The 26,847-nt window shown below is 72.5% G+C and carries 24 protein-coding genes and 1 tRNA gene; 12 read left to right on the top strand and 13 right to left on the bottom strand.

Going from position 1 to position 26,847, the window contains the following annotated elements:
* The first annotated feature begins 236 nt into the window (after positions 1-236).
* From ACQPXD_RS36785 to ACQPXD_RS36760, 6 genes are all read left to right on the top strand, one after another.
* Entirely contained in the window at positions 237-758 is a 522-nt protein-coding gene (locus tag ACQPXD_RS36785; RefSeq protein WP_432826270.1) for a (2Fe-2S)-binding protein, read from the top strand.
* Positions 755-1,747: an FAD binding domain-containing protein gene (locus ACQPXD_RS36780; protein WP_432826268.1), complete on the top strand. Its 993-nt coding sequence runs from the start codon at positions 755-757 to the stop codon at positions 1,745-1,747. The genes ACQPXD_RS36785 and ACQPXD_RS36780 overlap by 4 nt, the downstream gene beginning before the upstream one ends.
* Complete coding sequence (locus tag ACQPXD_RS36775) at positions 1,747-3,840, top strand: xanthine dehydrogenase family protein molybdopterin-binding subunit (RefSeq protein ID WP_432826266.1); 2,094 nt, start codon at positions 1,747-1,749, stop codon at positions 3,838-3,840. Before ACQPXD_RS36780 ends, ACQPXD_RS36775 begins: the two co-directional genes overlap by 1 nt.
* Positions 3,841-3,903: 63 nt before the next feature.
* Positions 3,904-3,998: transfer RNA gene (locus ACQPXD_RS36770), tRNA-Sec, on the top strand.
* 118 nt (positions 3,999-4,116) lie between these two features.
* The gene (locus tag ACQPXD_RS36765; protein ID WP_432826264.1) at positions 4,117-4,284 is read left to right on the top strand and encodes a hypothetical protein; all 168 of its coding nucleotides are present in this window, start codon (positions 4,117-4,119) and stop codon (positions 4,282-4,284) included.
* Between the two features lie 409 nt (positions 4,285-4,693).
* On the top strand, positions 4,694-5,398 hold the full coding sequence (locus ACQPXD_RS36760; RefSeq protein ID WP_432826262.1) for a GntR family transcriptional regulator: 705 nt from the start codon (positions 4,694-4,696) through the stop codon (positions 5,396-5,398).
* A 2-nt stretch (positions 5,399-5,400) separates the two neighbouring features.
* Here the strand turns inward: ACQPXD_RS36760 and ACQPXD_RS36755 are convergent, their stop codons facing one another.
* Genes ACQPXD_RS36755 through ACQPXD_RS36735 form a run of 5 tightly spaced genes read right to left on the bottom strand, consistent with a single transcriptional unit; the run spans position 5,401 to position 10,746 of the window.
* A complete protein-coding gene (locus ACQPXD_RS36755) occupies positions 5,401-6,324 on the bottom strand; it encodes a carbohydrate ABC transporter permease (RefSeq protein WP_432826260.1) in 924 nt (307 codons plus the stop codon).
* A complete protein-coding gene (locus ACQPXD_RS36750; RefSeq protein WP_432826258.1) occupies positions 6,321-7,235 on the bottom strand; it encodes a carbohydrate ABC transporter permease in 915 nt (304 codons plus the stop codon). Before ACQPXD_RS36750 ends, ACQPXD_RS36755 begins: the two co-directional genes overlap by 4 nt.
* A 4-nt stretch (positions 7,236-7,239) precedes the next feature.
* Positions 7,240-8,712 (bottom strand): ABC transporter substrate-binding protein, encoded by a 1,473-nt coding sequence (locus ACQPXD_RS36745; protein ID WP_432826256.1) that lies wholly within the window; start codon positions 8,710-8,712, stop codon positions 7,240-7,242.
* Entirely contained in the window at positions 8,705-9,715 is a 1,011-nt protein-coding gene (locus tag ACQPXD_RS36740; protein WP_432826254.1) for a sugar phosphate isomerase/epimerase family protein, read from the bottom strand. The genes ACQPXD_RS36745 and ACQPXD_RS36740 overlap by 8 nt, the downstream gene beginning before the upstream one ends.
* On the bottom strand, positions 9,712-10,746 hold the full coding sequence (locus ACQPXD_RS36735) for a sugar phosphate isomerase/epimerase family protein (RefSeq protein ID WP_432826252.1): 1,035 nt from the start codon (positions 10,744-10,746) through the stop codon (positions 9,712-9,714). Before ACQPXD_RS36735 ends, ACQPXD_RS36740 begins: the two co-directional genes overlap by 4 nt.
* Before the next feature lie 179 nt (positions 10,747-10,925).
* On the opposite strand from ACQPXD_RS36735, the gene ACQPXD_RS36730 reads away from it, so the two are divergent.
* The 3 genes from ACQPXD_RS36730 (at position 10,926) to ACQPXD_RS36720 (ending at position 12,975) form a co-directional block, all read left to right on the top strand.
* Positions 10,926-11,207 carry a hypothetical protein gene (locus ACQPXD_RS36730; RefSeq protein ID WP_432826250.1) on the top strand — a complete coding sequence of 94 codons (282 nt, stop codon included), beginning with the start codon at positions 10,926-10,928 and terminating at the stop codon, positions 11,205-11,207.
* A gap of 67 nt (positions 11,208-11,274) precedes the next feature.
* Positions 11,275-11,724 (top strand): nucleoside deaminase, encoded by a 450-nt coding sequence (locus ACQPXD_RS36725; RefSeq protein WP_432826248.1) that lies wholly within the window; start codon positions 11,275-11,277, stop codon positions 11,722-11,724.
* Positions 11,725-12,975, top strand: a complete 1,251-nt coding sequence (locus ACQPXD_RS36720; RefSeq protein ID WP_432826246.1) for an amidohydrolase family protein — start codon at positions 11,725-11,727, stop codon at positions 12,973-12,975.
* On the opposite strand, the gene ACQPXD_RS36715 is transcribed toward ACQPXD_RS36720, so the two are convergent.
* Positions 12,959-15,262, bottom strand: a complete 2,304-nt coding sequence (locus ACQPXD_RS36715; protein ID WP_432826244.1) for an Hsp70 family protein — start codon at positions 15,260-15,262, stop codon at positions 12,959-12,961. The two genes, ACQPXD_RS36720 and ACQPXD_RS36715, sit on opposite strands and share 17 nt — an antisense overlap.
* 125 nt (positions 15,263-15,387) lie before the next feature.
* On the opposite strand from ACQPXD_RS36715, the gene ACQPXD_RS36710 reads away from it, so the two are divergent.
* Positions 15,388-17,232 carry a hypothetical protein gene (locus ACQPXD_RS36710; protein WP_432826242.1) on the top strand — a complete coding sequence of 615 codons (1,845 nt, stop codon included), beginning with the start codon at positions 15,388-15,390 and terminating at the stop codon, positions 17,230-17,232.
* A gap of 23 nt (positions 17,233-17,255) precedes the next feature.
* Here ACQPXD_RS36710 and ACQPXD_RS36705 read toward each other — a convergent pair whose 3' ends face one another.
* Positions 17,256-17,909 carry a TetR/AcrR family transcriptional regulator gene (locus tag ACQPXD_RS36705; RefSeq protein ID WP_432826240.1) on the bottom strand — a complete coding sequence of 218 codons (654 nt, stop codon included), beginning with the start codon at positions 17,907-17,909 and terminating at the stop codon, positions 17,256-17,258.
* Positions 17,910-18,011: 102 nt separating this feature from the next.
* Here ACQPXD_RS36705 and qcrB point away from each other — a divergent pair, with 102 nt between their 5' ends.
* Positions 18,012-19,613 (top strand): cytochrome bc1 complex cytochrome b subunit, encoded by a 1,602-nt coding sequence (gene qcrB, locus ACQPXD_RS36700; RefSeq protein ID WP_432826238.1) that lies wholly within the window; start codon positions 18,012-18,014, stop codon positions 19,611-19,613.
* Between the two features lie 61 nt (positions 19,614-19,674).
* Here qcrB and ACQPXD_RS36695 read toward each other — a convergent pair whose 3' ends face one another.
* Genes ACQPXD_RS36695 through ACQPXD_RS36675 form a run of 5 tightly spaced genes read right to left on the bottom strand, consistent with a single transcriptional unit; the run spans position 19,675 to position 25,330 of the window.
* On the bottom strand, positions 19,675-20,016 hold the full coding sequence (locus ACQPXD_RS36695) for a DUF4387 domain-containing protein (RefSeq protein WP_432826236.1): 342 nt from the start codon (positions 20,014-20,016) through the stop codon (positions 19,675-19,677).
* Entirely contained in the window at positions 20,006-21,379 is a 1,374-nt protein-coding gene (locus ACQPXD_RS36690; RefSeq protein WP_432826234.1) for an acyclic terpene utilization AtuA family protein, read from the bottom strand. The genes ACQPXD_RS36695 and ACQPXD_RS36690 overlap by 11 nt, the downstream gene beginning before the upstream one ends.
* 17 nt (positions 21,380-21,396) lie before the next feature.
* Positions 21,397-23,061: an FAD-binding dehydrogenase gene (locus ACQPXD_RS36685; protein ID WP_432826232.1), complete on the bottom strand. Its 1,665-nt coding sequence runs from the start codon at positions 23,059-23,061 to the stop codon at positions 21,397-21,399.
* Positions 23,058-24,041, bottom strand: coding sequence for an NAD(P)-dependent oxidoreductase (locus ACQPXD_RS36680; protein WP_432826230.1), 984 nt, complete (start codon positions 24,039-24,041; stop codon positions 23,058-23,060). The genes ACQPXD_RS36685 and ACQPXD_RS36680 overlap by 4 nt, the downstream gene beginning before the upstream one ends.
* 14 nt (positions 24,042-24,055) lie before the next feature.
* Positions 24,056-25,330, bottom strand: a complete 1,275-nt coding sequence (locus tag ACQPXD_RS36675) for an MFS transporter (protein WP_432826228.1) — start codon at positions 25,328-25,330, stop codon at positions 24,056-24,058.
* 97 nt (positions 25,331-25,427) lie between these two features.
* Between ACQPXD_RS36675 and ACQPXD_RS36670 the strand changes: the two genes are divergently transcribed.
* Complete coding sequence (locus ACQPXD_RS36670; RefSeq protein WP_432826226.1) at positions 25,428-26,117, top strand: GntR family transcriptional regulator; 690 nt, start codon at positions 25,428-25,430, stop codon at positions 26,115-26,117.
* Between the two features lie 39 nt (positions 26,118-26,156).
* Here the strand turns inward: ACQPXD_RS36670 and ACQPXD_RS36665 are convergent, their stop codons facing one another.
* Entirely contained in the window at positions 26,157-26,846 is a 690-nt protein-coding gene (locus ACQPXD_RS36665; RefSeq protein ID WP_432826224.1) for a methyltransferase family protein, read from the bottom strand.
* Between the last annotated feature and the right edge of the window lies 1 nt (position 26,847).

Genomic DNA, 26,847 nt, shown 5'->3' with positions numbered 1-26,847 from the left:
GGGCCAATCTTCGCGACTTCTGGGCAAGCACCTGCCGGGTCCGGACTGGTGTCATTGGTGTTCGGATGTCCGGATGCGGCGGCGACGCCATGCGGCGGGCACGTCGCGAGCGGTGAGGGTGCAGACAGATGACTGATGAGCGCCGCGGAGCCGGGCCCGAGAGTGGAGCAGACCAGCGGTGAGCGGTGAGCCGCAGGACACCGGCGCCCTCCGCCGCTGACACCTAAGGAGCGACCATGACCGGTAGTGAGATCACGCTGCGCGTCAATGCGGAGGATCATCGGATAGCGGTGGACAATCGCCGGACGTTGCTCGACGCGCTGCGCGAGGACCTCGGCTGCACTGGTACGAAGAAGGGATGCGATCACGGCCAGTGCGGCGCGTGTACGGTGCTGCTCGACGGGCGGCGGGTGGTGTCGTGCCTGACGCTGGCGGTCGCCGCGGAGGGCGCTTCGATCACGACGATCGAAGGCCTGGCGCCCGAGGGTGAGCTGGCGCCGGTGCAGGAGGCGTTCGTCCGGCTCGACGGGTTCCAGTGCGGGTTCTGCACGCCGGGGCAGATCTGCTCGGCCGTGGGGATGATGGCCGAGCACGCGGCCGGGTGGCCCAGCGCGGTGACCGCCGACGTGTCGCCGGACGGTCCGGGGCCGCGCCTGGACGCGGGCGAGGTGCGCGAGCGGATGAGCGGCAACCTGTGCCGGTGCGGGGCGTACCCGAACATCGTGCGTGCGGTGCTGGAGACGGCGGCGGCGCGATGAGGGAGTTCGCCTACCAGCGGGCGACCGGGGTGCGCGAGGCGCTCACCGCGGTCGCCGAGGAGCCGGGTGCGCGTTTCCTGGGCGGCGGCACCAACCTGGTCGACCTCATGAAGAACGAGGTCGAGACGCCGACCCGGCTCGTGGACGTGCGGCGGCTACCGCTCGGCGGAGTACGACAGACGGACGACGGCGGTCTCGTCATCGGCGCGACCACGACCAACAGCGACGCCGCCGCGGACCCCGAGGTGCGCCGCCGCTACCCGGCGGTGACGCAGGCCATCCTGGCCGGGGCGTCGGGCCAGCTGCGCAACATGGCCACGGTCGGCGGCAACCTGCTGCAGCGCACCCGCTGCTCCTATTTCGCCGACGTGACGGAGCCGTGCAACAAGCGGGCGCCCGGCAGCGGGTGCGGCGCGATCGAGGGCGTGCACCACAACCACGCCATCCTCGGCCGGAGCGAGCACTGCGCGGCCACGCACGCGTCCGACATGGCGGTGCCGCTGGCCGCGTTCGACGCGGTGGTGCAGTACGTGACCCTCGACCGCACCGGCGAGATTCCGCTCGCCGAGTTCTACGCGCCGGTGGGCGACCGGCCGGACCGGGAGACGACACTGCCCGCGGGCGCGCTGATCACCGGCGTCGCGTTGCCGCCGGCCGCCGTCGCGCGCCATTCGCGGTACCGCAAGGTGCGCGAGCGGGCGTCGTACGCCTTCGCCACCGTGTCGATCGCGGCGGCGCTGGAGGTCCGCGACGGCCTGGTGCACGACGTGCGGATCGCGCTCGGCGCGGTCGCGCCCCGGCCGTGGCGGGCCGGCACCGCCGAGGCGGCCCTGCTGCACGGCCCGGCCACCGCGGACCGGTTCCGGGCCGCCGCCGCGGCCGAGCTCGAGGCGGCGCGGCCACTGCGGCACAACGGATACAAGGTCGCCCTGGCGCGCAACCTCATCGAGGCCGTGCTGACCGAGCTTGCCGAAGGGAGCAACCACTGATGACGCGAGCGGTGGGAACCGCGCGGCCCCGCATCGAGGGCCCGCTGAAGGTGACCGGTGCCGCCCGGTACGCGGCGGACGAGCGGCGCCCCGGCATGGCCTGGGGCTGGATCGTGACCGCGGCCATCTCCAAGGGGCACATCGCCGAGATCGATGCCAAGGAGACGCTGAGCATGCCCGGCGTCATCGGCGTGCTCGACCACGGCAACGCGCCGCGGCTCAACCCCGAGTCCGGCAACTACTTCGGGCCGGACGGCATCCCGCAATACCTGCAGAGCGACGCGGTACCGTACGCGGGCCGGCCGATCGCGCTCGTGGTGGCCGAAACCATGGAGCAGGCGCGCGCCGCGGCCGCGGCGCTGCGGGTGACCTACCGCCAGCTGCCCCACGACACGACGCTCTCGGTGGACCACCCGGCCAAACGGCCGGCGTCCCAGGCGTTCGGCCCGGAGGCGGACACCGGCGACCTGGAGGCCGAGCTGGCGGCGTCCGCGGTCGTGGTCGACGAGGTGTACCGCACGCCGGAGGAGAGCCACAGCGCCATGGAGCCGCACGCGACGACCTCCTGGTGGCAGGACGGCGACATCTACGCCATCGACGCCAACCAGGGGCCGTTCAGCGTGTCCCAGGTGGTGTCCACGCTGTTCCGGATCGACCGCGAGCGGGTCCACATCCGGGCCGAGCACGTGGGCGGCGGCTTCGGCGCCAAGCAGGGATGCGGCCCCCAGCTCGTCCTCTCGATCATGGCCAGCCGCGTCTTCGAGCGTCCGGTCCGCGTCGTGCTCACCCGCGAGCAGGTGTTCCTGTCGACCTCGGCGCGCCCGACCACGCAGCAGCGGATGCGCATCGGCGCGGACGCCGAAGGGCACCTGCGGGCCCTGCACCACTACGCGCTCTACTCGGTGTCGCCGCTGGCCGAGTACATCGAGTGGTGCATCGACCAGTCCCACGTGCTGTATGCGTCCCCGGCGATCCGCACCCACATGGACGTGGTACCGCTCGACCTGCTGCCGCCGGACACGATGCGCGGCCCCGGCGCCACGCCCGGGTCGTTCGCGCTCGAGTCGGCGATCGACGAGGTGGCCGAGCGCCTGGGCCGGGACCCGCTCGAGTTCCGGCTGCGCAACCAGCCCGACGCCAATCCCGTGACCGGGCACCCGTTCAGCAGCCGCCGGTCGGTCGAGTGCCTGCGCGAGGGCGCCCGCCGGTTCGGCTGGGGCGGCCGCGACCCCCGGCCCCGGATGCGGCGCGAGGGACACCTGCTCGTCGGCACCGGCATGGCCACCGCCTCGTTCAGCGCCGGGACGTTCCCGTCCAGCGCGACGATCACCGCGGAAGCGGACGGCACGTTCACGGTCGGCATCGGCGCCACCGACATCGGCACGGGGGCGCGGACCGCGCTGATCGCGCTCGCCGCCGACGCGCTCGGCGTCGCGGTCGACCTGATCCGGATCCGGATCGGCGACAGCGACCTGGGCATGGCCTGGGGCGCCGGCGGATCCCGGGGCACGACGTCCTGGTCGTTCGCGATCCTGGAGGCCGCGCGCCGGCTGCGCGAGCGGCTGGACGACCCGGCCCGGCCGGTGAGCGCGACCGTCGACACCACCACGCTCATCAACTACCGGCCGCCCCGGGAGCGGCAGACCTTCAGCGCCATCTTCGCGGAGGTCACCGTCGACCCGGCCACGGGCGAGGTGCGGGTACGCCGCCTGCTCGGCATGTTCGCGGTGGGCCGGGTGGTCAACCCGCTGCTGGCCCGCAGCCAGCTGAGCGGCGCGATGATCATGGGCCTGTCCATGGCCCTGCACGAGGAGAGCGTCCGGGATCCGCGCTCTGCCCGCGACGTCAACGGCGACTTCGCCGGCTACCACATCGCCGCGCACGCGGACGTGCCCGACATCGAGGCCGACTTCGTGCCGGACTACGACCCCGAGGACCCGGTCGGCATCAACGGCCTCGGCGAGATCGGCACGGCCGGCACCGCGGCCGCGATCGCCAACGCCGTCTGGCACGCCACCGGCACCCGCCACCGGATCCTCCCCATCCGCCTCGACCGGGTGCTGGAGCCTCCGTCCGTCCTGGAGCCGAGGTAGCCCCCGGGCACCGCCGGGACTAGGCTCGAGCAGCGCGGCCGCGGCCGCCGTCGCGTGGCTCGCGGAGGGGTAAGCGTCCTGGTGGGCGCCGCGGTCTTCAAAACCGACGAGGTCGAGCATCTCGGCCTGGCGGGTTCGATTCCCGTCCTCCTCCGCCACGCGCCTCGGCCCCGCTGTTCGCCGCCCGGGCCGCTGGCATGTCCGGCCGGGTCCGGGGGTTCCGGACCCGGCCGGGCGCTCAGCCGCAGGCAGTGCCGTTGAGCGTGAACCCGCTCGGTGCGGCGGTGTTGCCGGTGTGGCCAGCGCGCCGAGGTCGCCGCGGCCGAGGACCCGGCCACCGCGCCGAGCAATCACAGCCCGGACGCCGCCTTCGACGTCGCGGTGCTCGCCGACGGCGCGCTGGTGCTGGCGGAGCTGGCCTTCCGCGCCATACGCCGCGCCTGAGCATTCGACGCGCTGGCCCCGCGCCCGCCGCCTGCCCGCCACCGGCCGCGCCCACGTCCCACATCTCGGGCGCTGCGCGGCGCCGCGACCAGAAGTCTCCGTGATGATGCGCAACTGGCGCCGACACCAACGGTTTTTCATGATCGTGGAGTGGTGATGTACCCCCGTGTACCACAAGTCTCCGGGATCATGGCAAACCCGGTGTGCAGCCGCGGCGCGCATCATGATCACGGAGACATTCGTCCGCCCGGGGCCGCGTCGATCGGAGGTTGCGCCCTGCGGGTGAGACATTCCGCAACGTTCGCCGCGCCCGCGTGACATCAACCACCGCGATCAGGCGCCGGCCGGCTGGGTAGGACGCCGCGAGGACGGTAGGCTGTATACTGACTCTGCGGATGAGACGGTGTCGATGCATCTGAGGACGGAGCTCGAAGGCGTGACCGAGCCGATCGGGACCACAAATCGCTCGTTGTCCGCCCAGATCTACGAGCACCTGCGCCACGCAATCATCGAAGGCAAGATCGCTCAGGGCACGAAGCTGCGTGAGCAGTGGATCGCGGACCAGTTCAAGGTCTCCCGCGTGCCGCTGCGCGAGGCGATCCCGCTGCTGGAGTCCGAGGGCCTGGTGTATACCGTGCCGCGGCACGGCACGTTCGTCACCCGGCTCACGCTCCGCGACGTCCACGACCTCTTCGACGTGCGGGAGACCCTGGAGACCCTGGCCGCGCGCCTGGCCGCCGAGCGCATCAACGGGCCCGACGCGCAGGAGACCGTCGAAGCGCTGAAGGACAACCTGCAGCGCGCGAAGCACGCGGTGCGCGACGGCAACGACACCGACATCGCCGCGACCAGTGCCGAGTTCCACCGCCTCGTGGTCGAGCTGTCCGGCAACGCCCTGCTGCGCACGATGATGCGCCCGATCAGCGGCCGGGTGCAGTGGCTGTTCCGGCTCACGTCGGCCCGCGATCCCAAGGCGGCCTGCCGCGCGCACGAGCAGCTGCTCCGGGCGATCCTGCGCGGCGAGGTGGACCGGGCCGGCGAGCTCGCGTTCGAGCACATCGCGAGCGGCCGCAAGCCGTCGCTGGTCCTGCTCGCCGACCTGCTGCCGGCCTGACGTCACTTCAGCCCGGCGGTCAGCATCCCGCGCACGTAGTACCGCTGCAGGCCGATCGACAGCAGCACCAGCGGGACCGTGATCACCGTCGCCGCGGCGAACATCTCGCCGTACATCGGCTGGTTGTTCGCGTCGGTCTGCAGCGCGGCCATCGCCACCTGCGCCACCTGTCGCTTCGGGTCCTGCATCGACACCAGCGGCCAGAAGTAGTTGCTCCACGACCAGATGAACTGGATCAGCGCCAGGGTGGCCAGCGCGGGCCGCACGTTGGGCAGCGCGACCCGCCAGAACGTCCGGGCGCCGCTCGCCCCGTCCACCGCCGCGGCGTCGAACAGCTCGTCCGGGATGTCGCGGAAGCTCTGCCGCATCAGGAACACCCCGAACGGGTTGCAGATGAACGGCAGGAACAGCACGGGGTACGTCGAGAGCAGCCCGAGGTCCTTCGTCACCGAGTACAGCGGAACGACGGTGGCCTCGATCGGCACGAACGCGCCCGCCATGCACAGCGCGAACAGCGCGGTGCGGAACCGGAACCGGATGCGGGCGAAGGCGTAGCCGGCCAGGGTGCAGACGACCAGCGAACCGGCGATCTGCCCGGCGGAGGCGACGGCGGTGTTCCACAGGGTCCGGCCGAATCCGAGGTCGCCGAAGAGCCGGCCGAAGTTCGACAGCGTCGGGCTGCTCGGCACCACGCTCCGCCATGTCAGCGGGTAGGCGTCGGTGACGACGCTCGCGGTCGTCTTGAACGCCGACAGCATCATCCACAGCAGCGGGAAGCCGAACAGCACCGCCAGCAGCACCATGCCGGCCGCGGCGGGCAGCCGGCGCACGGCCCTGGCCAGCGCCCGGGACCGGGAGCGGCGCCGCGCGGCGGTCGGTGTCGCGGCGGTCGGCGTCGCGGTCGCCTCGACGGAGTACGTGGTCATGACGGCTCCCGCAGGACGATGCCCTGGATGAGGGTGACGGCGGCGATGAGCACCAGCATGCACACGGTGGTGGCCGCGGCGACCCCGTAGGACGAGTACTGGAACGCCTGCTGGTAGGCGTAGTACGTCAGGTTGGTCGTCGAGTTCTTCGGCCCGCCCTGGGTCATCAGGATGATCGGCGTGAAGATGCGCGTTCCCGAGACGGTCGAGACGAACAGCGCCACCAGGAGGTACCGCCGCAGCATCGGCAAGGTGATGTGCCGGAACCGGCGCACCGGGCCCGCACCGTCGAGGTTGGCGGCCTCGTCCAGCTCCTGCGGCACGTTCTGCAGCCCGGCCAGGAAGATCAGCACCGCCAGGCCGACGTTCTTCCACGCCGACATCACGACGATGCCGGCCAGCGCCTGTGACGGCGAGGTGAGGAACGGCTGCGCGCCGAGCCCGACCGCCCGCAGCAGCGCGTTGAACAGGCCGTGGGTCGGATCGTACAGCTGGTTCCAGACCAGGATGGCGACCGTCTCCGAGGCCGCGAGACCGGCGATCACCATGAACCGCAGCAGCCCGCGCGCCGGCAGCCGGGCGTGGATGAGCTGGGCCAGGAACAGCGCGAGCGGGATCTCCACCACGAGCGTCAGCACGATGTAGAGGATTGTGTTTCGCAGCGCGGCGACGAACTGCGGGTCCGCGAAGAGGGCCGAGTAGTTGTGCAGCCCCACGTATCCGTTGCTCGCACCGGTGAACGGGTTGAACGACTGCAGGCTCTGCAGGCCGGCCACGGCGATCGGGTAGAACTGGAACAGCCCCAGGCCGGCGAACAGCGGCGTGATCAACAGCCACCCGGCCCAGGGAGCGACCCCGCGGGCCGGGCGCGCCGCGGTGCTCCGCACGCGGGGCGTGAGCACACTCGTCATCGGTCTACCGGTACTTCGCGAGCAGGCCGTCGACCTGCTTCGCCGTCGACTGCAGGGTCCCGGCCGGGTCGGCGCCCAGGGCGATGTTCTTCACCGCCGGGTTCATGGCGTTGAAGTAGTCGAACCAGCCGACCGACCGCGGCGCCCCCGAGCTGGCCTTGGCGAGGGCGACGGCGAGTTGCTGCTGCTGGCCCTGGTACTCCTGCATCTGGGTGATGAGCGACGCGCGGGCCGGCACCGAGCCCCACCCGCGGGCGAAGCCGATCCGGTTGGCGTCGTTGCACAGGTAGGCGACCAGGGCGACGGCCTCGTTCGCGTTCTTCGAGCCGGCCCAGACGATCGGGGAGTCCGAGCTGTTGCAGCCGAACAGCGTCTTGCCCTTCGGCATCGGCGAGACGCCCCAGCCGAACTTCGGCTTGCCGGCCGCCGTCTGGTACAGGTTGGCGACGCTGAAGGAGTCCATGGACAGCGCCGCGGTGCCGGCCGTCAGCTGGTCCGGGACGACGCCCTTGGGGGTCAGGCCCTCGCTGAAGAAGGTCTGGTAGTTCTTCATGCCCTGGATCGAGCCGGCGCTGTCGACGTATCCGGTGACGCTGAGCCCGTCCGGGCTGACGCCGGCCCACGTCTTGTACTCGTCGCTGTCCTTGGCCGCCGCCGGATCGCCCATCATCCGGATCCAGAAGCTCTCGTGCTGCGTGTAGTTCGAGCCGGGGCCCCCGTTGCCCGCCGTCGACGAGGCCATCGCCCACACCGAGCTGTCGTTGAGGTTCGTCTTCAGCGCCCGCATCGCGTCGATCAGCTGCTCGATCGTCCAGCCCTCGGCGATGTTCGTGGTCTCCGGCGGCGGGGCGACCTTCGCCTTGGTGAACAGGTCGCGGTTGAACAACAGGACCTCGACGTTGTTGTCCCACGGCAGGCAGTACAGGTTGCCGTTGGCCGACGCCGCTTCGCGCAGCGGGGCGTAGATGTCGGTCAGGTAGGCGTCGGTGAAGTAGCCGTTGAGGGGCAGCGCGATCTTGCCGGCGGCGTAGGCCGGGGTGAAGTCGTTGCGGCCCATCATGACGTCCGGCGCGTCACCCGAGGCGACGTACACCTTGAGCTTGGTGGGCAGGTCGCCGTACGGGACCAGCTCCTCCTTGATCGTGATGTTCGGGTACGCCGCGCTGAACTTGGTGTACAGGCCGGTGAAGAAGTCGTTCACCTCGGGCGAGTAGCTCTGTCGCATGAAGCGGAGCGTCACCGGCTTCGAGGTCAGCTCCGGGCCCTGGTAGCCACCGAGGTCGATCTTGTAACCGCCCGGGCCGGGGCCCTTCGCGACGCCGGACGCGCCCGCGCCGGGCGCGTCGGAGCCGCTGTCGTCACCGCAGGCGGCCAAGGCCGGCCCGACGGCGGCCAGGCCGGCGAATCCGGCCAGGCCGCGCAGCACGGCCCGGCGCTGGAGGCCGCCGCGGCGGGCCGGTAACTCGGAACTATGCATGGTGGTGGTCCTTCCTGCACTGGGGGAACAGCAGTGAACGGGCGGCGGTCGTGGTGGCCGCCAGCCGCTGGGTCGGCCGCGCCTGGTGCGCCCGCAGCGCGGCCAGGCGGGCGGGGAGCAGGGAGGCGGTGCACCGCACCATCGCGCGCACGACCGCGGTGTACTCGGCGAGCGTCAGGTCGGGATGGTGGGCGTGCCAGCCGGGGTCGAACGGCGCCACCGTGAACTGGCCGCGGTGCAGCTCCACCCAGTAAGTCGGAGCGGCGGCCGCGACGGCGGCGACGACGCCCGGCCAGTCGACGACGCCCTCTCCCACCGGGCACAGCAGCCGGGTGCCGACGCCGCCGGCCAGGGCGAGGACGGCGTCGTCGAGCACCACCTGCCCGACCGCCGGGAGCAGGGCGCCGGCCGCGGTGACCGGATCCTGCAGGTTGACGAGCAGGTTCACCGGGTCGAGCGATGCGCAGGCCACGTCCGCGCCGGCCGCGTCGATCAGCCGGGCGACCTCGGTGGCGGTGATCTCCTCGTGGGTCTTCAGGGCCAGCCGCAGGCCGTGGTCGCGCAGCACCGGGCCGAGCCGCCGCAGCAGCCGCGCCGCGAGGTCCAGCTGCTCCGGCCACGGCGTGAGCCGGTCGTAGCGGTCCTCGATCCGACCGATGATGACGAGCAGGTCCCGGCCCGGCAGCAGGGCGGCGGCCTCGACCATCCGGCCGAGCCCGGCGAGCGCGTCGCCGTCGCCGGCGGCGAGCAGCCGGTCGTCCTGACCGGCCCGGAACGGATGGAGGTTCACCGAGCCCACGGCCACCTCGACGCCCTGGGCCGCGGCCGCGTCGCGCCGGGCCGCGATCTCGCCGTGGTCCAGCGTCGGGCTGACGTCGAACACCGAGCCGAACAGGCAGGCGGTGAAGCCGTGGCCCGCGGCGCGGGACACGGCCGTGTCCACGTCGAGCCGCACGTCGGCGAGGCTCGACGCGAACACCCCGAGGCGGCCGGTGCCGGTCATGCCGAAGGCCCGGCCTCGTCGACGAGCGCGCGCAGCACCGCGGCGCTCTCCCGCACGGCCAGCACCGCGTCGTCGAACCCGAAGGTGTCCGGCGCGCACTCGTCGAACGACGGCAGCGTGCCGGCGGCGATCAGCGCGTCGCTGTGCTGCGCCAGGCGCAGGTAGGCGCTCAGCTCGGCGACGGACATGTCGGGGTGGCCGGCCTGCCACTCGGGGTCGAAGACCTCGACCAGCGTGCGGCCGCGCAGCGGGATCTGCTCCGCGGTGAACGTCGGGTACGTGACGGCCACCTCGTCCCAGGGCTGGGCGTTCTCGATGGTGAGGTGCAGCGCCGGGTTGGCCGCGCGCAGGATCGGCAGGATCGTGCGCAGGTCGACCACGCCGAGGCCGACCCGCCGCTCCTGGTAGAGCACGCCGCCGGCGGTCAGGCTCAGCGCGGCGTCCTTGATGTGCGTCTGCCGGACGTAGGGGGCCACGCGCCGGGCGGTCCGGACCGGGTCCTCGCCGCGCTGCAGCAGGTTGGAGGTGTCGAAGACGATGCCGAACGCGTCGGGGCCGGCGGCCTCGACCAGCCGGACGACCTCGAAGCTGGTGATCTCCTCGTGGGTCTCCAGATTGACGTGTACTGCGTGATCGCGGGCGACCGGCGCCAGCCGCGCCAGGAACTTCCCGGTCGCCGCCAGCTGATCGGCCCAGTCGACGTCGGTCCGGAACCGGTCGTAGGCGTAGCGACCGCCGTAGGGCTTGTAGTTCGCGGTGCCGGCCCACAGCTCGGTGATGCCGGCCTCGGCGCACGCCGCGATCATCCGCCGGAAGCCCAGGAGGGTGTCGCCGTCGCCCGCGGCCCGCAGCTCGGGCGCCTCGGCCATCGCATACGGGTTGACCTTGCCGAGCCCGGCCTCCAGGTAGAGGCCGAGCTCGCCGGCGCAGGCCCGCACGTCGCGCAGGACGCCCGGGTCCAGCGTCGCGGTCATGTCCAGGACGGTGCGGAAGAAGATGCCGTCCATACCCAGCTCGTGAGCGAATCGCACGTTCGCCACCGGCCCGCGTCCAACGGCGCCGGGAATCTTCCTGCCGTCGATCCCGATCCGCATGACCGTCACGCCTCCTGTGGTCGTCCGCTGTAGCTTGTATACAGAACACAAATGACCGAGCGGTTTCCGTATGTTCCAGTCGCGTTTCGCCGCCCGCCTGTGTCACGATCGGCGCCATGGACGCACTGATCACCTCCGTCCCCGGCGAGCTCCTGGAGCGCGAGCCGGCCGCGGCGCTGCGGCTGCTGGCCGGCGAGGTTCGCGCACTGCACCACCGGATGCACCCCGCCGACGTGCTGTTCATCGAGGTCGCGGACGGCGAGCTGGCGATCGGGCGGCACGAGGTTCCGGCCCTCGCCATGCTCTTCGAACACCACGACGTGGACGCGGCGACCCGCGAGGAGGCCGTGGCGCGCGCCGCCGCGCTCCTGGCGAGCGCCCGGCTGCGGCGCGGCTGAAGCATGGTCGAAACAAATCGCATTTAGTATTCGGTATTCAAAGTGTCGGAGAACGTGGAGGTACGCCGTGCTGGCAGTCGACCAAGGCCAACTCATGAGCCAGGCGCTCGACATGGCTCGCGAGGCGCTCGCCGCCGGTGACCACCCCTACGGCTCGGTGGTGGTCACGGCCTCGGGCACCGTCGCCGAGCGCAACCGGGTCAACTCGGCGAGCGACCCCACCGCGCACAGCGAGGTGATGGCCGTCCGCACCGCGGCGGCGGCGTGGGGCATCGGCAGCCTGCGCGGCTCCCTGCTGCTGACCACCTTCGAGCCGTGCCCGATGTGCCTGGGCGCGATCGCCGAGGCCGGCGTGGGGACGCTCGTCATCGGCGCCCGCCGCACCGTCGGGGAGGCCCCGCTCGGGGACTACACCGTCGAGGCGCTGCTGGGCCTGATGGGCCGCGGCGGCGACATCGCGATCACCGAGGGTGTGCTCGCCGAGCCGATCGCGCTCTTCTACGCCGCGGCGGGCTGAGTGCCGCCCGCCGCCGGCGCCCTGGCGGTGCGGGCCGCCCGCGTCGTCACCGGCGACGGCGGCGACCCCGTCCGGCGCGACGCCGTGGTCGTGGTGCGGGGCGGCGTGATCGAGGCGGTGCGCGACGGCGCCGCGGCCGGCTCCACCGCCGCGCTCGACCTCGGCGACGTGACCCTGCTGCCCGGCTTCGTCGACGCCCACGCCCACCTCTCGCTGCCGGCGGACGGGCAGAGCTACGAGCGCGTGCACCGGCTCACCGACGAGGACCTGCTGTGCTACGCCCGCGCGAACGCCGAGCTCCACCTGCGCTCGGGCGTGACCACCATCCGTGACAACGGCGCGCGCGGCCAGGTCGGCGTGCGGCTGCGGGAGCTGCTGGCGCCGGATCCGGCCGCCCCGCGGCTCCTGGTGGCCGGCCGTCCGCTCACCCCGCCCGGCGGCCACTTCCACTTCTGCGGCGGCGCCGCGGGCACCCCGGCCGAGATCCGCGACGCCGTGCACCGGCTGGCCGACGAGGGCGTCGACCATATCAAGATCATCGCTTCGGGCGGCGGTACCGCCGGCAGCCGCCCCGAGGAGTGCACCTACGCCGGGGAGCACCTGCGCGCCGCGGTCGAGACGGCCCGCGCCCGCGGCCTGGCCACGACGGCGCACTGCCGGGCGGCCGAGTCGGCGCGGCGGGCGGTCGCGGCCGGCGTCGACTGCCTCGAACATCTCGACTTCCTGCGCCCGGTCGCCGGCGGTGACCCGGTCGTCGAGTACGACGCCGAGACGGTACGGATGATCCGCGACGCCGGGACGTACCTCAGCATGACCATGCAGGCCGGCGGCTACGACACGCTGCTCGACCTGCGCACCCGGCCCGATCCCGACGAGCGCGCCGTCGCCCGCCTGGAGCGGTACTTCGCCGACAAGCTCGGCGTGCTGCGCCGGCTGCTCGACGACGGCCTCGCCGAGCGGATCGTCATCAGCACCGACGCGGGGCCCTCGGACACCCGGTTCGGCCGGTTCCACCTGGGACTCGAGCTCGCCGCCGAGACGGGCTGGCCCGTCCCGGACGTCGTGCGCGCCGCGACCACGCGCGCCGCCGAGCTGTGCGGCCTCGGCGCCACCACGGGTCGCATCGCGCCGGGCTACGCCGCCGACCTCATCGCCGTCGGCGGGGACCTGCCGGCCGACGTCTGCAGGGCGCGGGACGTCCGCTTCGTCATGGTCCGGGGCGAGACGGTGCGGCTCACGCGACCGGGTTGAGCAGCGCGGCGACGTCCCAGAGCTGGACGCCGCCAGCGCCGCCGGTCGCGACCGTCGCGCCGTCGGGGCTGAACACGGCGTGGACGTAGACCGTGTCGCCGCTGTTCTTCGGGGGTACGAGCTGCTGACCGCTCGCCACGTCGAAGATCTTGATGCCCTTGCCGCCGGACACCAGCCGCCCGCCGTCGGCGCTGAACGCCACCGCGCCGTCGGTGTCCAGCCGCCGGCCGCCGAGCAGCTTGTCGCCGGCGAAGTCCCACAGATAGGTGCCGTCGCTGGTCACCGCGAGCACGTCGTTGGCCGGGCTGGCGGTCAGGTCGCAGTAGTGGTCGAGCGGCTGCTTGAGCTGGCCCACCCGGCGGCGCGACGCGACGTCCCACAGGTAGACCGGGTCGTCGGGCGCGCCGTCGGCGCAGGTGGCCAGCAGCGTGCCGGCCGCGTTGAACGCCAGCTCGCTGGCGTAGACGGGGTAGCGGTTGAGCACGGCGCCGTTCTTCTTGCGGGTGTTGAAGTCCCACAGCTGCACGCTGTCGTCCCCGCCGACCGCCGCGAGCATGCTGCCGGCGCCCATCGCGACGTCGCTGACGCCGTTGATGCCGTACTGGTCGTCGGCGACCGCCAGGGTGCCGAGCGGCTGCCGCGTCGCGACGCTCCACAGCCGGATCTGCGACTCGCTGCCGACGTAGCCGGCCAGCACCGAGCCGTCCCGGCTGAACACCACCTTGTAGATGCCCTTTCCGGTACCTGTGTCCAGCTCACCGGCCGCGGTCCGGTCCTTCGGGTTCCACAGCCTGATCACGCCGTCCTCGCCGCCGGCGGCGAGCAGGGAACCGTCGCCGTTGTACGCGAGCGAGAGCGCTTTCTGGCCCTGCGCCCGCAGCAGCGCCACCGGCTGGACGCCCGACGGCCCCACGCTGGGGCTCGGACTCGGACTCTGGCTCGCGCTGGCGCCGGCGCCCGGCCGGGACGGCCCGCCGCCGGTGCCCCGCGGCGCGAACACGAACACCAGCCCGGCCACCAGCAGCAGCGCGAGCACCGCTCCGGCGACCGCGGGGCGGCGGACCCGGCGCCTCGGCGGCGGCCCGTCCGGTACCTCCGCCTCCGCCTCCGCCTCCGCCTCCGCCACCGCCACCGGCTCGGGCTCGGGCTCGGGCTCGGCCACCTCCTCGACCGGTGGCGGTGCGGGCGGGGCGGGCGGTGCGTAGGTCTGCCAGTCCGCGTCGGCGTGCAGCGCCCCCTCGGCCACCACCAGCTCGGGCTGCTCGAGGACGGTCGGTGCGATGCCCAGCGCCCGGTGCAGCAGCGTCGCGACGAGCGGGATCCGGCTGGAGCCACCGACCAGGAACACGGCCGACACCGCGGACCGGTCGATCCGCGCCTCCCGCAGCGCCTCCCGGGTCGCGGCCACCGTCCGGTCCAGCAGCGGCCGGGCCAGCGCCTCGACCTGGTCGCGGCCGAGCGGCGCCTCGTCGTCGTAGCCCGGGATCGGCACCAGCGTCGCACCGATCCGCGACAGGCTCTCCTTGCCGGCCCGGACGTCCGCCCAGAGCTGGCGCCGGGCCCGCCACCCGGCGGTGCTGTCCGGCTCCGCCAGCTCCCGCCAGCGCTGCGGGTCGCGGGTGCCGTACACGCCGCCCAGGTACTCCACGATGAGCGCGTCGATGTCGAGGCCGCCGACGTCGGTGAGCCCCACGGTGGCGAGCACCTCGAACCGGTCCCGCCGCCGGCGCACGACCGACGCGTCGAAGGTGCCGGCGCCGAGGTCGTACACGACGGCGCAGGAGTTGACCGGGACGTCGGCGGCGGCGGTACCGAGGAAGTAGGCCGCGGCGGCGGTCGGCTCGGTGACCAGGCCGACCCGCGGTGCGCCGGCCAGCGCGGCGGCCGCGCGCAGCGTCTCCCGCCGGGCCGGCCCCCAGCCCGCCGGATGGGTCAGCACGATCGACGGGACCGCTCCGCCGGCGACCCGCGCGGCCTCATCGAAGGCGCGCCGCAGCACGGCACCGACCATCTCCTCGACGGCCACCTCCTGCGCGCCGAGCAGCACGGTACCGTCGTCGATGCAGCGCTTGGGGCTGGGCTCGACGCTCTCGGGCCGGGCCCGCGCCACGACCGCGGCGTCGACCCCGGCCAGCAGGCCGAGGGCGGGATCCCAGCAGACCGTCGACGGCAGCAGCGGCGAGCCGTCGAACAGCAGCGGCCGCGTGCGCCCGTCGGGCCAGGCGAGCACCGCCACGGTGTGCGAGGTGCCGAAGTCGCACCCGAGCCGGAAGCCTTCGGCAGCCACGTCCATCACTGTATCCCGGCACCCCGGCCGCGCATCCAACGATGATCTTAACTGTATCGTTATCATTGTAGACTGGCCGGACATCCAGTCAACGCCGTATCTCTATGCGTATGAGAATCGGGCTCATGTTTTCGCCGTCGTCCGGGTGGCGGCGGTGGGTAGGAGGCGGGCTCGTCGCGGCGCTGGTCAGCGGCGGGCTCGTCATGGTGACCGGGGCGCCGGCCTTTGCCGGACGGCCCGTCGTGCCGGGGTGCGGCGGCGCCGGGTCGGCGCCGGTGGCCGCCTCGGTGCCGCGGATCGTCGCCGGCGTCGGCGACAGCTTCAGTTCCGGCGAGGGCACCGGCGGCTACCAGCCCAGCACCGTGGCCTCGCAGCTCTGGCGGCACGTCTCGCCGTACGCGCCGGACCACCTGGCCTTCCTGTATCTGGAGACCACGAACAAGCCGCTCGTGCCGTCATTGCAGGTGCTCGACGGGGAGATCGAGCCCGGCTGGGGCATCGACAAGTTCGCGCTGGCAGCCTCCTCCGGCGCCGAGACGAAGCACCTCAAGATCGACCAGGTCGACCCTGACACCAAACAGAACCGTAGCTCGCCGCAGCTGGCCAACGTGCCGGCGAACGCCAACGTCGTCCTCTTCGGCATGGGCGGCAACGACGCGCACTACGGCGACATCCTCAGCACCGCGCTGGCCGCGTACATCGCCGCGGACAGCGAGCTCTTCCTGCAGGGCCTGCTCACCCCGCCCGCGTCCTGGCGCACCCCGCAGCAGATGCTCGTGCAGCAGGCGGTCGCCCGGGAGACGGGCCGGCTCGACAAGGTCCAGGAGCAGCTGTACGCCGGGCTGGCCGCGACGCACGACCGCGCGCCGGGCGCGCTGATCGTCGCCGAGCTCTACCCGGTGGCGCTGAAGCCGAGCGGCAACGCGTTCGTGCCGATGATGTGGGGCCAGACGCTCGATGCCATCTACCCGTTCGCGGTGGCGCTCAACACCACGATCCGCGCGGCGGTCAACCAGTACAACGCCGATCACCCGAACCAGCCGGCCGTCGAGGTCTTCGACCCGAACACCGCGGGGCCGGGCGGCGCCAGCGTGATGGCCGGGCACGAGGTGGGCCAGCCCAACTCGTACATCAACCCGTGGACGGTGAACCTCACCGAGCTGATGAGACTCAACAAGCTGCACGCGTTCCAGGAGAGCTTCCACCCCAACCGGGCCGGCACCGTCGCGCTCGGGCAGGCCCTGGCCCGCTGGTTGCAGGCCAAGTGCCCGGGGCTATGGGCCAAGGCACCGACATTCAACCAGGTCGTGGTCCAGCCCCAGCCGCCGGTGACCGAGCCCACGTTCGCCAACATGCGCGACTTCTACGCCGCGGACATGAAGGCGTTCTGCGCGGTCAACCGGTTCTCCAGCCGGTGCGAACCGATGGACTGGAGCGGCACGGGCGGTGGCGGCGGGGCCGGCGGGCCGGCGCCGCGCGGCGACTACCCCGTCCCGGGCAGCACCATCCAGGACCTCTGGCTGGACTCGTGGATCGCCGGCGCGTCCCCGACCGGCAGCACCGAGCCCGGCTCGACCGGCACGGCCGACGCGAGCACCCCGGGCGGCAACAACCCGCCCAGCACCAGCGGTTCGGGGCAGCACTTCTACTACGTCGACGCCCGGGGCAACGTGCTGCACTTCGAGTACGACCCGGTCACCGGGCAGCGCAAGGTGTCGCTGATCGAGAGCTACAGCGACATCCCGTCCGGCTCGACGCTCATCCCCACGTGGGTGCAGGGTGCCATCGGGGTCGAGGTGTACGGCAGCTTCGACAACCCCTACGGATACAGCCCCGCCGAGATCCTGTGGTACTACGACCTGCCCGACTACCCGTCCGGCGCGAGCGGCGGAGGCGGCGGCATCTTCATCGGCTGCGACAACGTCGTGGTGATCTGCAACCCGATGCTGGCGCTGGAGAACCTGGCCTGAGCCGCCCGGCGCGGCGGTGCGGCCTACCCCATGCGCAGCCGCACCGCCGCGCCCACGGGAGGCCCCGGCAGATCCAGCGGCGCGGGCTCGCCCAGGCCGTACAGCTGGTAGAGCCGGGCCCGGACGGCGGCCAGCGGATAGGTTTCCGGGTACACGATCAGCTTGAACAGCACGCCCTCCAGGACGCTGCGCAGGAGGACCTCCTCGACGGCCGGCTCGGCCGCGCCCCGCTCGGCGAACAGCGCCCGCAGCTTGTCCTCGAAGACCCGGGCGTCGGGCTCCCGCGCGCCCTCCACCCTGGCGTAGACCTCGTGCGTGCCGGGCTGGAGCATCAGGCACAGCATCAGCCGCTGCTCGCCGGGCCGCCGGCTGGCGCCGGAGAGCACCAGGTCGATGAGCGAACGCAGCCGCTCGTCCGCCGGCACGTCCGGTCCGGCCCCGTCGAGCAGCGAGAACACCCCGGTCAGCCACCGGTCGAGGACGGTGGCGAGCAGGTCCCGCTTGCTCGGGAAGTAGTACGAGATGAGGCCGCGCGACACCTGCGCCCGGTCGGTGATCTGCGAGATCGTGGCACCCTCGTATCCCTCGTCGGCGAAGACCTCCAATGCGGCCGCCAGGATCCGCTCCCGGGACTGCTCCCGAAGCTGCTGGTTGAGCCGTTGCGACCGCGGGGACACGCACACCTCCGGTTACCGCCGACAACTGCGTCCCATTATCAATCACCCGCATGATCGCCACGGGCGGTCGTTTGGCGTACCGGCAACGGGCAGGGAGCGCCGGTGAAGCGGCGCAGTCTCCGAACGCTCCCGGGCCGGTCCGCCGCCGGGCTCGACGAGCGGTTTCAGGCGGCCACCCCGCTGCGGCGCCTGCTGAACAAGGTCTTCCCCGACCACTGGTCGTTCCTGCTGGGTGAGATCGCCCTGTACTCGTTCGTCGTGCTGCTGCTCAGCGGCACGTTCATCGCGCTGTTCTTCGACCCGTCCATGCGGGAGACGACCTACGAGGGCAGCTACACGCCGCTGCGCGGGGCCACGGTGTCCCAGGCGTACAACTCGGCCCTCACCATCTCCTTCGACGTGCGCGGCGGCCTGTTCATGCGCCAGATGCACCACTGGGCGGCCAACCTGTTCGTGGCCGCGATCGTGGTGCACATGCTCCGGATCTTCTTCACCGGCGCGTTCCGCAAGCCGCGCGAGGCCAACTGGACCGTCGGCATGCTGCTGTTCTGGCTGGCCTTCCTGGAGGGCTTCACCGGCTACTCGCTGCCCGACGACGCGCTGTCCGGCACCGGCCTGCGCATCGCCAGCGCCATCATGCTGTCCATCCCGATCGTCGGCACCTGGGTCACCACCTCGCTCTTCGGCGGCGAGTTCCCGGGTGAGGTCATTCTCGACCGGCTGTACATCGTGCACGTGCTCATCGTGCCGGGCGCCCTGCTCGCACTGATCACGGTCCACCTGGGCCTGCTGGTCAAGCAGAAGCACACGCAGTGGCCCGGCCCGGGCCGGACCAACGAGAACGTGGTCGGCGTGCGCATGTTCCCCGGCTTCGCGGCCAAGTCCGGCGGCTTCTTCATGTTCGTGTTCGCCATGCTCGCGCTATTGGCCGGCTTCTTCCAGATCAACCCGATCTGGCTGTTCGGGCCGTACCGGGCGGCGGTCGTGTCGTCGGCGAGCCAGCCCGACTGGTACGTCATGTTCCTCGACGGCTCGGCCCGCATCTTCCCGGCCTGGGAGATCAGGTTCGGTCTGCTCGGCAACCGCTACACGCTCCCGGCCATCTTCTGGCCCACGGTGGTGCTGCCCGGCCTGCTGGCCGGGCTGTCGATGGGGTATCCGCGCATCGAGGCCAGGTTCTCCGAGGACGAGGCGATCCACAACCTGCTGCAGCGCCCGCGCGACAACCCGTCGCGCACCGGCCTGGGCGCCATGGCGGTCACGTTCTACGTGGTACTGCTGCTCTCCGGCGGCAACGACCTGCTGGCCGACAAGCTCCACGTCAGCCTCAACGCGATGACCTGGGCGGGTCGCGTCGGCGTCCTGATCCTGCCGCCGCTGGCCTACTACGTCGCGTACCACCTCGCCCTGGGCCTGCAGCAGCACGACCGCGAGGTCCTGGCCCACGGCGTCGAGACAGGCATCATCCGCCGCCTGCCCGACGGGCGCTTCGTCGAGGTCCACCAGCCGCTCACGACCGGCGACGGCCGCGGCGCCGAGGAACTGGAGTACGCCGGCTGGGTCGTACCGAAGAAGATGAACCGCATCGGCGCCCTGGCCCCGACGGTCAAGGGCTTCTTCTTCCCGATCGAGAGACCCGCCGAGCGGGAGATCCCGCCCGAGGAGGAAGCGGAGGAGCGCAGGGAGATCACCGGGAACCGCTGACGCTCGGGATCCGGGACGCGCCACGGCCCCGGCCGAGGCCGCCCGCCCGCTGGCCGGCGACTCAGCCGCGTGCGGGGGCCGGCAGCGCCAGCAGCGCCAGGGGTACATGGTGCTGGCCGGCGTGCATGTCGCGGTCGTGCAGGCTGCCCTGCACGACCGGGCGCGGGAACGAGATCTTGACGACGTTGAGCTGGGGGATCCGGAAGATCTGGATGGTGTCCGCCGGCACGCGGTAGAGGTCGGCGATCAGCGCGGCGCCGAGGAAGCCGGGATCGGCGACCACGGTGTAGCCGGCGGCGTCGCGCAGGAACACCTCCATGGTGACCCAGAACGGGCCGGCGTTCTTGGACCGGACCTCGAGCGCGAGATCGCCGACGGTGCGGGGGCGGTCGTTATCGGACATCGCCGTCCTCCAGGAGGTGGATGCGGAACGGGCCGGTGGGGGAGTCCACGTCGACGACGTGGTTGAGGACGAACTCGTAGGCCGCGCCGCGCTCGGTCTCGGCGGGTGAGGTGGGGAACGCCAGGCTGGGCAGGTAGTCCATGTCCGGGGTGGGCAGGTGCAGCATGAGCGGGTTGACGAGCTTCGCGATGGCCGTGGCCGTCGCCTGGTCGGCCGCGTTGACCAGGAGCATCACGCCGACCTCGCGGGGCGGGCGGGTGTCCGGGTCGAGGTCGCCCAGGATCGCGTCGTGACCGTAGAGGCGGATGTCGAAGGCGTACTCGTCGGTGCCCAGCGCGAGGGTCTGGCCGACCCACTCGATGATCATCCGGCGCAGGAGCGCGGCCCAGGTGGTGATCTGGCCGAGGATGCGCGGGTCGCGGATCGCGGTGAAGGACATCGTCTCGTAGCCGGTGATCCGGGCGCCCTCGAGCTTGACGGTGTACTGCTCGGCGGGTTCGAAGCGGGAACCCTCCACGCGGACGCGCCGATCGTCCAGGGCCGTGTACGTGGCGTCGGCGACCACGATGGTGCCCGCCGGCTCCCGCATGGAGAACGGGTTGACCGTCTCGTACAGCATGTGCGCCGCGACCGAGGTCGGTGTGCAGGCGACGGCGGGGTCGAGCGGCTCGATGGTGAAGCCGGTGGCGTCGATCGTGGCCAGCACCCCGCCGGCGCGCGGGTTGGTGGTGCACTGCCCGCCGCACTCGACGATCTTGGCGGCGTGCCAGGTGGGGCCGGCCGGCATGCCCCGCATGAGCGGGTAGGCGGCGGCGAGCGCGGTGTCGGTGGCGCGTCCGGCCAGCACCACGTCGGCACCGGCGGCCAGCGCCTCGGCGATCGGCTCATGGCCCATCATCGCGACGATGTGCCGGCAGCTCTCCAGCGTGGCCGAGTCGAGCTCACCGGCCGGCGGCAGCGGGTGCACCCGGCCCCGGCCGAGCTGCTCCTTGAGGTCGGCGGCCTGCTGCTCGCTGTAGATGGTGGCGACCCGCAGGGCCAGTCCCTCCTCGGCCAGGATCTCGCGGGCGATGCCGGCGACCCAGTCGACGCCGGAGTCGGTGCCGCTGGTGCCGCACGAGCCGACGATCAGGGGAATGCCGGCGGTGGCCGCCGCCCGCAGCAGCACGCGCAGGTCCCGGGCCACGGCCGCGGCGGCCGTCTTGGCGGTGCCGGAGCCGAGGTAGTACGGGCCGGAGTCGGTGGAGCCGCCGTCCACGGCGATGACGTCGGCGCCGAGGTCGATGCCGCGGGACACGGTCTCGGGCGGGAATCCCCCGCCGAGCATGCCGGTCGGCACGAGGATGCGTACGGATGCAGTCATGGGTTTCCTCATCTCGGTCATGCGAGGGCCGCCGCGAGCGCCCGGCCGGCCTGCCGGCCGGAGAACAGGCAGCCGCCCAGGAAGGTGCCCTCCAGCGCGCGGTAGCCGTGCATGCCGCCGCCGCCGAATCCGGTGGCCTCGCCGGCGGCGTAGAGCCCGGGCACCGGCTGCCCGGCGCCGTCCAGCACCCGGCCGTCGAGATCGGTGTGCAGGCCGCCGAGGGTCTTGCGGGTGAGCACGTGCAGCCGCACCGCGATGAGCGGCCCGGCGGCGGGGTCGAGCAGCCGGTGGGGCGGCGCGGTGCGCATCAGCCGGTCGCCCCGGTACCGCCGGAAGTTGCGGATCGCCGCGATCTGCATGTCCTTCGTGAAGCCGTTGTCCAGTTGCCGGTCGCGCGCCTCGATCGTCCGCCGGATGTCGAGCGGGTCCAGCAGCGGCTCGGGCGTCAGCGCGTTCATGCCCTTCACCAGCTCGTCCAGGTCGCGAGCCACCACGAAGTCGGCGCCCCGGCGCTTGAACGCTTCCACGGGCGCCGGCGCGCCCGGGCGGATGCGACCCAGCACCTGGCGGACGCTGCGGCCGGTCAGATCCGGGTTCTGCTCCGATCCGGACAGCGCGAACTCCTTCTCGATGATCTTCTGGGTGAGGACGAACCAGCTGTGGTCGTGGCCGGTGGTGCGCAGATGGGCGAGCGTGCCGAGGGTGTCGAATCCCGGGTACAGCGGCACCGGCAGCCGGCGTCCCCGCGCGTCGAGCCACATCGAGGACGGCCCGGGCAGGATGCGGATGCCGTGGGCCGGCCAGATCGGGTCCCAGTTCTCGACCCCCTCGACGTAGTGCCACATCCGGTCGGGATTGATGACGGTACCCCCGGCCGCCACGGTGATACCGAGCATGCGTCCGTCCACATGGGCCGGAACGCCGCTGATCATGTGCGCCGGTGCGGCGCCGAGCCGTTCGGGCCAGTTGCGGCGGACCAGGTCCAGGTCGGCGCCGATGCCGCCGGAGGCGACCACGACGGCCTGGGCGGTGTAGGCGAAGTCGCCGGTCTCGGCGCGGGAACTGGCCGCGCCGCGGACGGCGTCGCTGGGCTCCAGGAGGCGGCCGCTCACACCCGCCACGGCGCCGCCGCTGACGGTCAGCGCGTCGACCCGGTGCCGGAACAGCAGGCGGACCGTCCCCCGCTCGGCGGCCTGCCGGACGATCGCGACGAACGGTTCGAGCAGGCCCGGTCCAGTACCCCAGGTGATGTGGAAACGGGGCACCGAGTTGCCGTGCCCGGTGGCGTCGTAACCGCCCCGCTCGGCCCAGCCGACGATCGGGAACAGCTTGATGCCGCGCTCGCGCAGCCACGCACGTTTCTCGCCGGCGGCGAAGTCGACGTACGCCTCGGCCCAGCGCCGCGGCCATGCGTCCTCGGGCCGGTCGAATCCGGCGCTGCCCAGCCAGTCCTGCCAGGCCAGCTCGCGCGAGTCGCGGATGCCCATGCGGCGCTGCTCCGGCGAGTCGACCAGGAACAACCCGCCGAACGACCAGAAGGCCTGCCCGCCGAGGCTCTGCTCGGGCTCCTGGTCGAGCACGATGACGGTCCGGCCGGCGGCGACGAGCTCGGCGGTGGCCACCAGCCCGGCGAGGCCGGCGCCGACGACGATGACGTCCGCGTCCGCGGTCTGCGTGGTCATGCGCGGTGCTCCTCACGTGGCTGGGCGATCAGGTGGGCGTTGACTGACGACGCCGGGTGCCCGCCGAGGGCGGCGACGAGCTCCTTGGCGCCGTCCAGCCCGGCGTCGCGGCGGGCCTCGGCGGTCTGCCCGGCCATGTGCGAGTAGACGGTGATGCCGTCGACGCCGCGCAGGACGCTGTCCGGCGGGAGCGGCTCGACGTCCACGACGTCGAGCGCCGCGCCGGCGATGCGGCCGGCGCGGACAGCCTCGGCAAGGGCGGCCTCGTCGACGATCGGCCCCCGTGCGGTGTTCACGAGATACGCGCCCGGCTTCATCCGGGCCAGCGCCGCGGCGTCGATGAGGTGGCGCGTGCGATCGGTCAGCGCGGTGTGCACGGACACGAAATCGGCCTCGCGCAGCAGCTCGTCGAGCGCGACGAACCGGGCCGGCGCTGCGGCGCGCAGCGCCTCCGGCACGCCGCTGGTGCACAGCACCGTCATGCCGAAGGCTCGGGCCAGCGGCGCCACCCGGCGGGCCGCCGCGCCCCAGCCGATCAGGCCGAGCGTCTTGCCGCGCAGCTCGTGACCGTCCTGGCGGGGCCAGCGGCCGGCGGCGACCCCGGTGGCCATCGGCACCAGCCGCCGGGCCAGGGCGAGCAGCAGCCCGATGGTGTACTCGGCCACGGCGTTGCCGTTGACCCCGGGCAGATTGCTCACGCTGATGCCGAGCCGGGTGGCGGCCGGCACGTCGACGGAGTCGTAGCCGACGCCGGTGCGCACGACGGCGCGCAGGCTCGGCGCCTGCCGCAGCACGTGCTCCGACATCGGCTCGTTGGCGATCAGCGCCCCCTCCACGCCGGCCAGGGCGGCGATCAGCCGCTCCGGCCGGCGCGGGCCGCGCATCGGGTCGTGCCGGGTGGTGAAGCCCAGGCCGGTGAGGTACTTGTCGACCTCGTCGCCGGGGGTCAGGTAGTCGGTGGTGATGAGGATGGTCGGCATCGCTCTCTTTCGGCTCAGGAGGTGATCGGTGCTGACCGGTGACGGCGTTGCAGGTAGCCCAGCCGCGCGACGACCAGGACGGCGAGCCCGGCGAGGATCGCGATGTCGAGCAGCATCCCGGTCCAGCCGGTGAGGTCGACCACGGCGCCGATGAGCGCGGGCCCGCCGAAGCCGCCCAGGTACCAGGTGACCGCGTACAGGCCGGTGTAGGCGCCGAGCACCCGGCTCGACGGCGCCAGGTTCCACAGCGCGACCGCCGCGTTGATCGAGAACCCGGCGGCGCCGGCGGCGGCGATGCAGAACACCACGACGGTCCCGGTGGCGGTTTGGACCATCGTGCCGGCGGCCAGCGCGACGGCGAAGATCGCCATGCCCGCGGCGATGGTCCGCAGGCGCCCGAAGCGCTCGGCGCACAGCGCGGCCGGATAGGCGGCGAGCAGGTACGCGACGCCGCTGGGCAACGTGAGCCCGCCCGCCTCGCCGCGGGTGAGACCCAGGACCTCCATGCCGTACGGCGTGATCAGGGAGCGGGAGGCGAACCACGCCCCGCCGAAGAGCAGGACCATCAGCAGCAGGAGAATCCGCCGCCGATCGTGGTCGGTGACCAGATCCGCGACGACCCGCCGGAACGGCACCCGGGACTCGCTGTGGCCCACGGTCGCGTCCTCCTCCAGCGCCGCCTGGTACGCCGCCGACTGGTTGTCGCGCAGCCTGACGATCAGCACCGCCGTGACGACCAGCAGAATCGCCGAGGGGATGAGGAAGGCGCCCCGCGGATGCTGGTCCACGACGAGCAGGCTGATCAACGACGCCACGATGATGGTCAGCGAGGTCGCGATCTTCACGACGGCGTTGGCCCGGCTGCGCCGCCGCGGCGGGATGAAGTCCGGCACCATCGACTCGGCCAGCGGCCGGACGGTGTTGGCGACCAGCGCGTACAGGAACATCACGGCGACCAGCGCGGCCAGCGACGTGGTCCACGGGAGCAGCAGGAACAGCAGCGCGGCCAGCGGCATGCCCACCGCGAGGTACGGCATGCGCCGCCCCCACCGGGTGCGGGTGTTGTCCGACCGGTTGCCGATCCAGGGTTGGACGAAGATGCCGAGCAGGTTGTCCATCCCCATGAGGGCGCCGACGAGCGCCGCGCTCGTGACGTGCTGGCGGAGCAGGACGGGCACCTGGTTGTCGTAGAAGTTCCAGGTCGACTCCTGCGCGAAGAGCGCGAGAGCAATGAAGAACGTGATCTTGCGATAGGACGTCGCGGTCTCCCGGACTTGTACATCGGCCATGTGTTGCCTCCATGTGTCCGGCGTCACGTTAATTTGCTATAGCAAACGCGTCAACAGTTGCAACGAAGTTAGTCATGGCATGCGCTAGAGTTCGGGCATGAACGCCACCGAGACGCTCGCCGACCAGGCGTACCGTCATGTCCGCACCGCCATCGCGACCGGCGAACTGGCGCCGGGGGAGAAGGTGACCGAGCGCGGCATGGCCGAGCGGCTCGCGATCAGCCCGACGCCGGTCCGCGAGGCGCTGCGCCGGCTGGAGCTCGACGGGCTCATCGAGCGGATCGGGCCGCGGACGGTGCTGGTCGCCACGATCCGCGACGCCGCCATCGACGATCTCGCGGAGGTGGAGGTCGGCCTGCGCGGCCTCGTCGCCCGGTTCGCCGCCCGGCACGCCACCGCCGATCAGCTCGACGCGCTGGACGCGATCCTCGACCGGGCGGACGACCTGCTGATCCTCCTCAAGGAGCGCCGCCGCCAGGAGCAGCCGGTGGACCGGCACCTCACCGCGCTGTTCGACGCCATGCAGGAGTTCAACGACACCGTGGACGCGTGCGCCCACAACCCCGTCCTCGTGCGGATCCTGGAGCAGAGCCGGGTGTTCTCCCGCCCGCAGCGGCGGGAGCTGATGCTGCGGCGGGTGGCCGAGGACGACACGTTCGGTCTGGAGCGGTACACCAGCCATCGCGCCCTGGTCCGGGCGCTGCGCGCCGGCGACTCGGCCACCGCCGAGCGCATCGCCCTCGAGGACTCGCAGGGCGGCCTCGCGGCGCTGCGGGCGGCGCGGTGACCCCGCATCGTCCGGCCGGAAACGCCGATCGCCGCGTACTCACGCCCGATTCGCGGACGCCGGCTCCCGGCGGCGCGGCCGTGGGATGAGGGCCGGCACCTGCCTGGCGTAGTTCGCGTAGGCGACGCCGAACCGGGCCCGCAGCGCGCGCTCCTCGAAGCGGATGCCGATCGCGATGTACGCCGACGACGCCACGGCGAAGAACAGGTGCCCGGCGGTCATGTGCGGCGTGACCCAGAACGTGACGAGCAGGCCCAGCATCATCGGGTGGCGGCACCAGGCGTACATCCACCGCCGGGAGATCCCGTGGTCCTTCGGCCGGGTCAGGCCGAAGAACTCGGCGTGGTCGACCATGAACGTCGAGGCGACGACGATGAGCCAGCCGGTCACGTACACCACCCAGAACGCCGCCGACCACGGCGCCGCGACCCGCCAGATCGTCGCCGGCACCGGCTCCCACCAGCCGAACACGGCGAACAGCAGCAGGCTCGCGACGAGCACGTAGGTGCTGCGCTCGATCGCCTCGGGGAGGTGGCGCTTGAACCGGTCGCGGGCGGCGATCGAGTGGTGCGCGGCGAAGGCCAGCAGCAGCGTGGCGTCGACCGCGAGCGCCACGGGGGCGGTGTGCCTGGCCGGCCCGTCGACGGTGGCGGCCAGGAAGCGGACGGCCCAGGCGGCGGCGAGCAGGAAGGCCGCGTAGGCGACGACGGCGTAGAGAGGGGAACGCATC

Source organism: Dactylosporangium sp. CA-092794 (genome assembly GCF_050948465.1).
GTDB lineage: Bacteria > Actinomycetota > Actinomycetes > Mycobacteriales > Micromonosporaceae > Dactylosporangium.
The sequence above is the reverse complement of the archived record's forward strand: the minus strand, read 5'-3'. Positions and strand labels throughout refer to the sequence as shown.

Excerpts from the sequence above, each read along its gene's own strand:
- ACQPXD_RS36785 (WP_432826270.1), top strand. The coding sequence starts at position 237 with ATGACCGGTAGTGAGATCACGCTGCGCGTCAATGCGGAGGATCATCGG.
- ACQPXD_RS36780 (WP_432826268.1), top strand. The coding sequence starts at position 755 with ATGAGGGAGTTCGCCTACCAGCGGGCGACCGGGGTGCGCGAGGCGCTC.
- ACQPXD_RS36775 (WP_432826266.1), top strand. The coding sequence starts at position 1,747 with ATGACGCGAGCGGTGGGAACCGCGCGGCCCCGCATCGAGGGCCCGCTG.
- ACQPXD_RS36760 (WP_432826262.1), top strand. The coding sequence starts at position 4,694 with ATGCATCTGAGGACGGAGCTCGAAGGCGTGACCGAGCCGATCGGGACC.
- ACQPXD_RS36755 (WP_432826260.1), bottom strand. The coding sequence starts at position 6,324 with ATGACCACGTACTCCGTCGAGGCGACCGCGACGCCGACCGCCGCGACA.
- ACQPXD_RS36750 (WP_432826258.1), bottom strand. The coding sequence starts at position 7,235 with ATGACGAGTGTGCTCACGCCCCGCGTGCGGAGCACCGCGGCGCGCCCG.
- ACQPXD_RS36745 (WP_432826256.1), bottom strand. The coding sequence starts at position 8,712 with ATGCATAGTTCCGAGTTACCGGCCCGCCGCGGCGGCCTCCAGCGCCGG.
- ACQPXD_RS36740 (WP_432826254.1), bottom strand. The coding sequence starts at position 9,715 with ATGACCGGCACCGGCCGCCTCGGGGTGTTCGCGTCGAGCCTCGCCGAC.
- ACQPXD_RS36730 (WP_432826250.1), top strand. The coding sequence starts at position 10,926 with ATGGACGCACTGATCACCTCCGTCCCCGGCGAGCTCCTGGAGCGCGAG.
- ACQPXD_RS36710 (WP_432826242.1), top strand. The coding sequence starts at position 15,388 with ATGTTTTCGCCGTCGTCCGGGTGGCGGCGGTGGGTAGGAGGCGGGCTC.
- ACQPXD_RS36695 (WP_432826236.1), bottom strand. The coding sequence starts at position 20,016 with ATGTCCGATAACGACCGCCCCCGCACCGTCGGCGATCTCGCGCTCGAG.
- ACQPXD_RS36690 (WP_432826234.1), bottom strand. The coding sequence starts at position 21,379 with ATGACTGCATCCGTACGCATCCTCGTGCCGACCGGCATGCTCGGCGGG.
- ACQPXD_RS36685 (WP_432826232.1), bottom strand. The coding sequence starts at position 23,061 with ATGACCACGCAGACCGCGGACGCGGACGTCATCGTCGTCGGCGCCGGC.
- ACQPXD_RS36680 (WP_432826230.1), bottom strand. The coding sequence starts at position 24,041 with ATGCCGACCATCCTCATCACCACCGACTACCTGACCCCCGGCGACGAG.
- ACQPXD_RS36675 (WP_432826228.1), bottom strand. The coding sequence starts at position 25,330 with ATGGCCGATGTACAAGTCCGGGAGACCGCGACGTCCTATCGCAAGATC.
- ACQPXD_RS36670 (WP_432826226.1), top strand. The coding sequence starts at position 25,428 with ATGAACGCCACCGAGACGCTCGCCGACCAGGCGTACCGTCATGTCCGC.
- ACQPXD_RS36665 (WP_432826224.1), bottom strand. The coding sequence starts at position 26,846 with ATGCGTTCCCCTCTCTACGCCGTCGTCGCCTACGCGGCCTTCCTGCTC.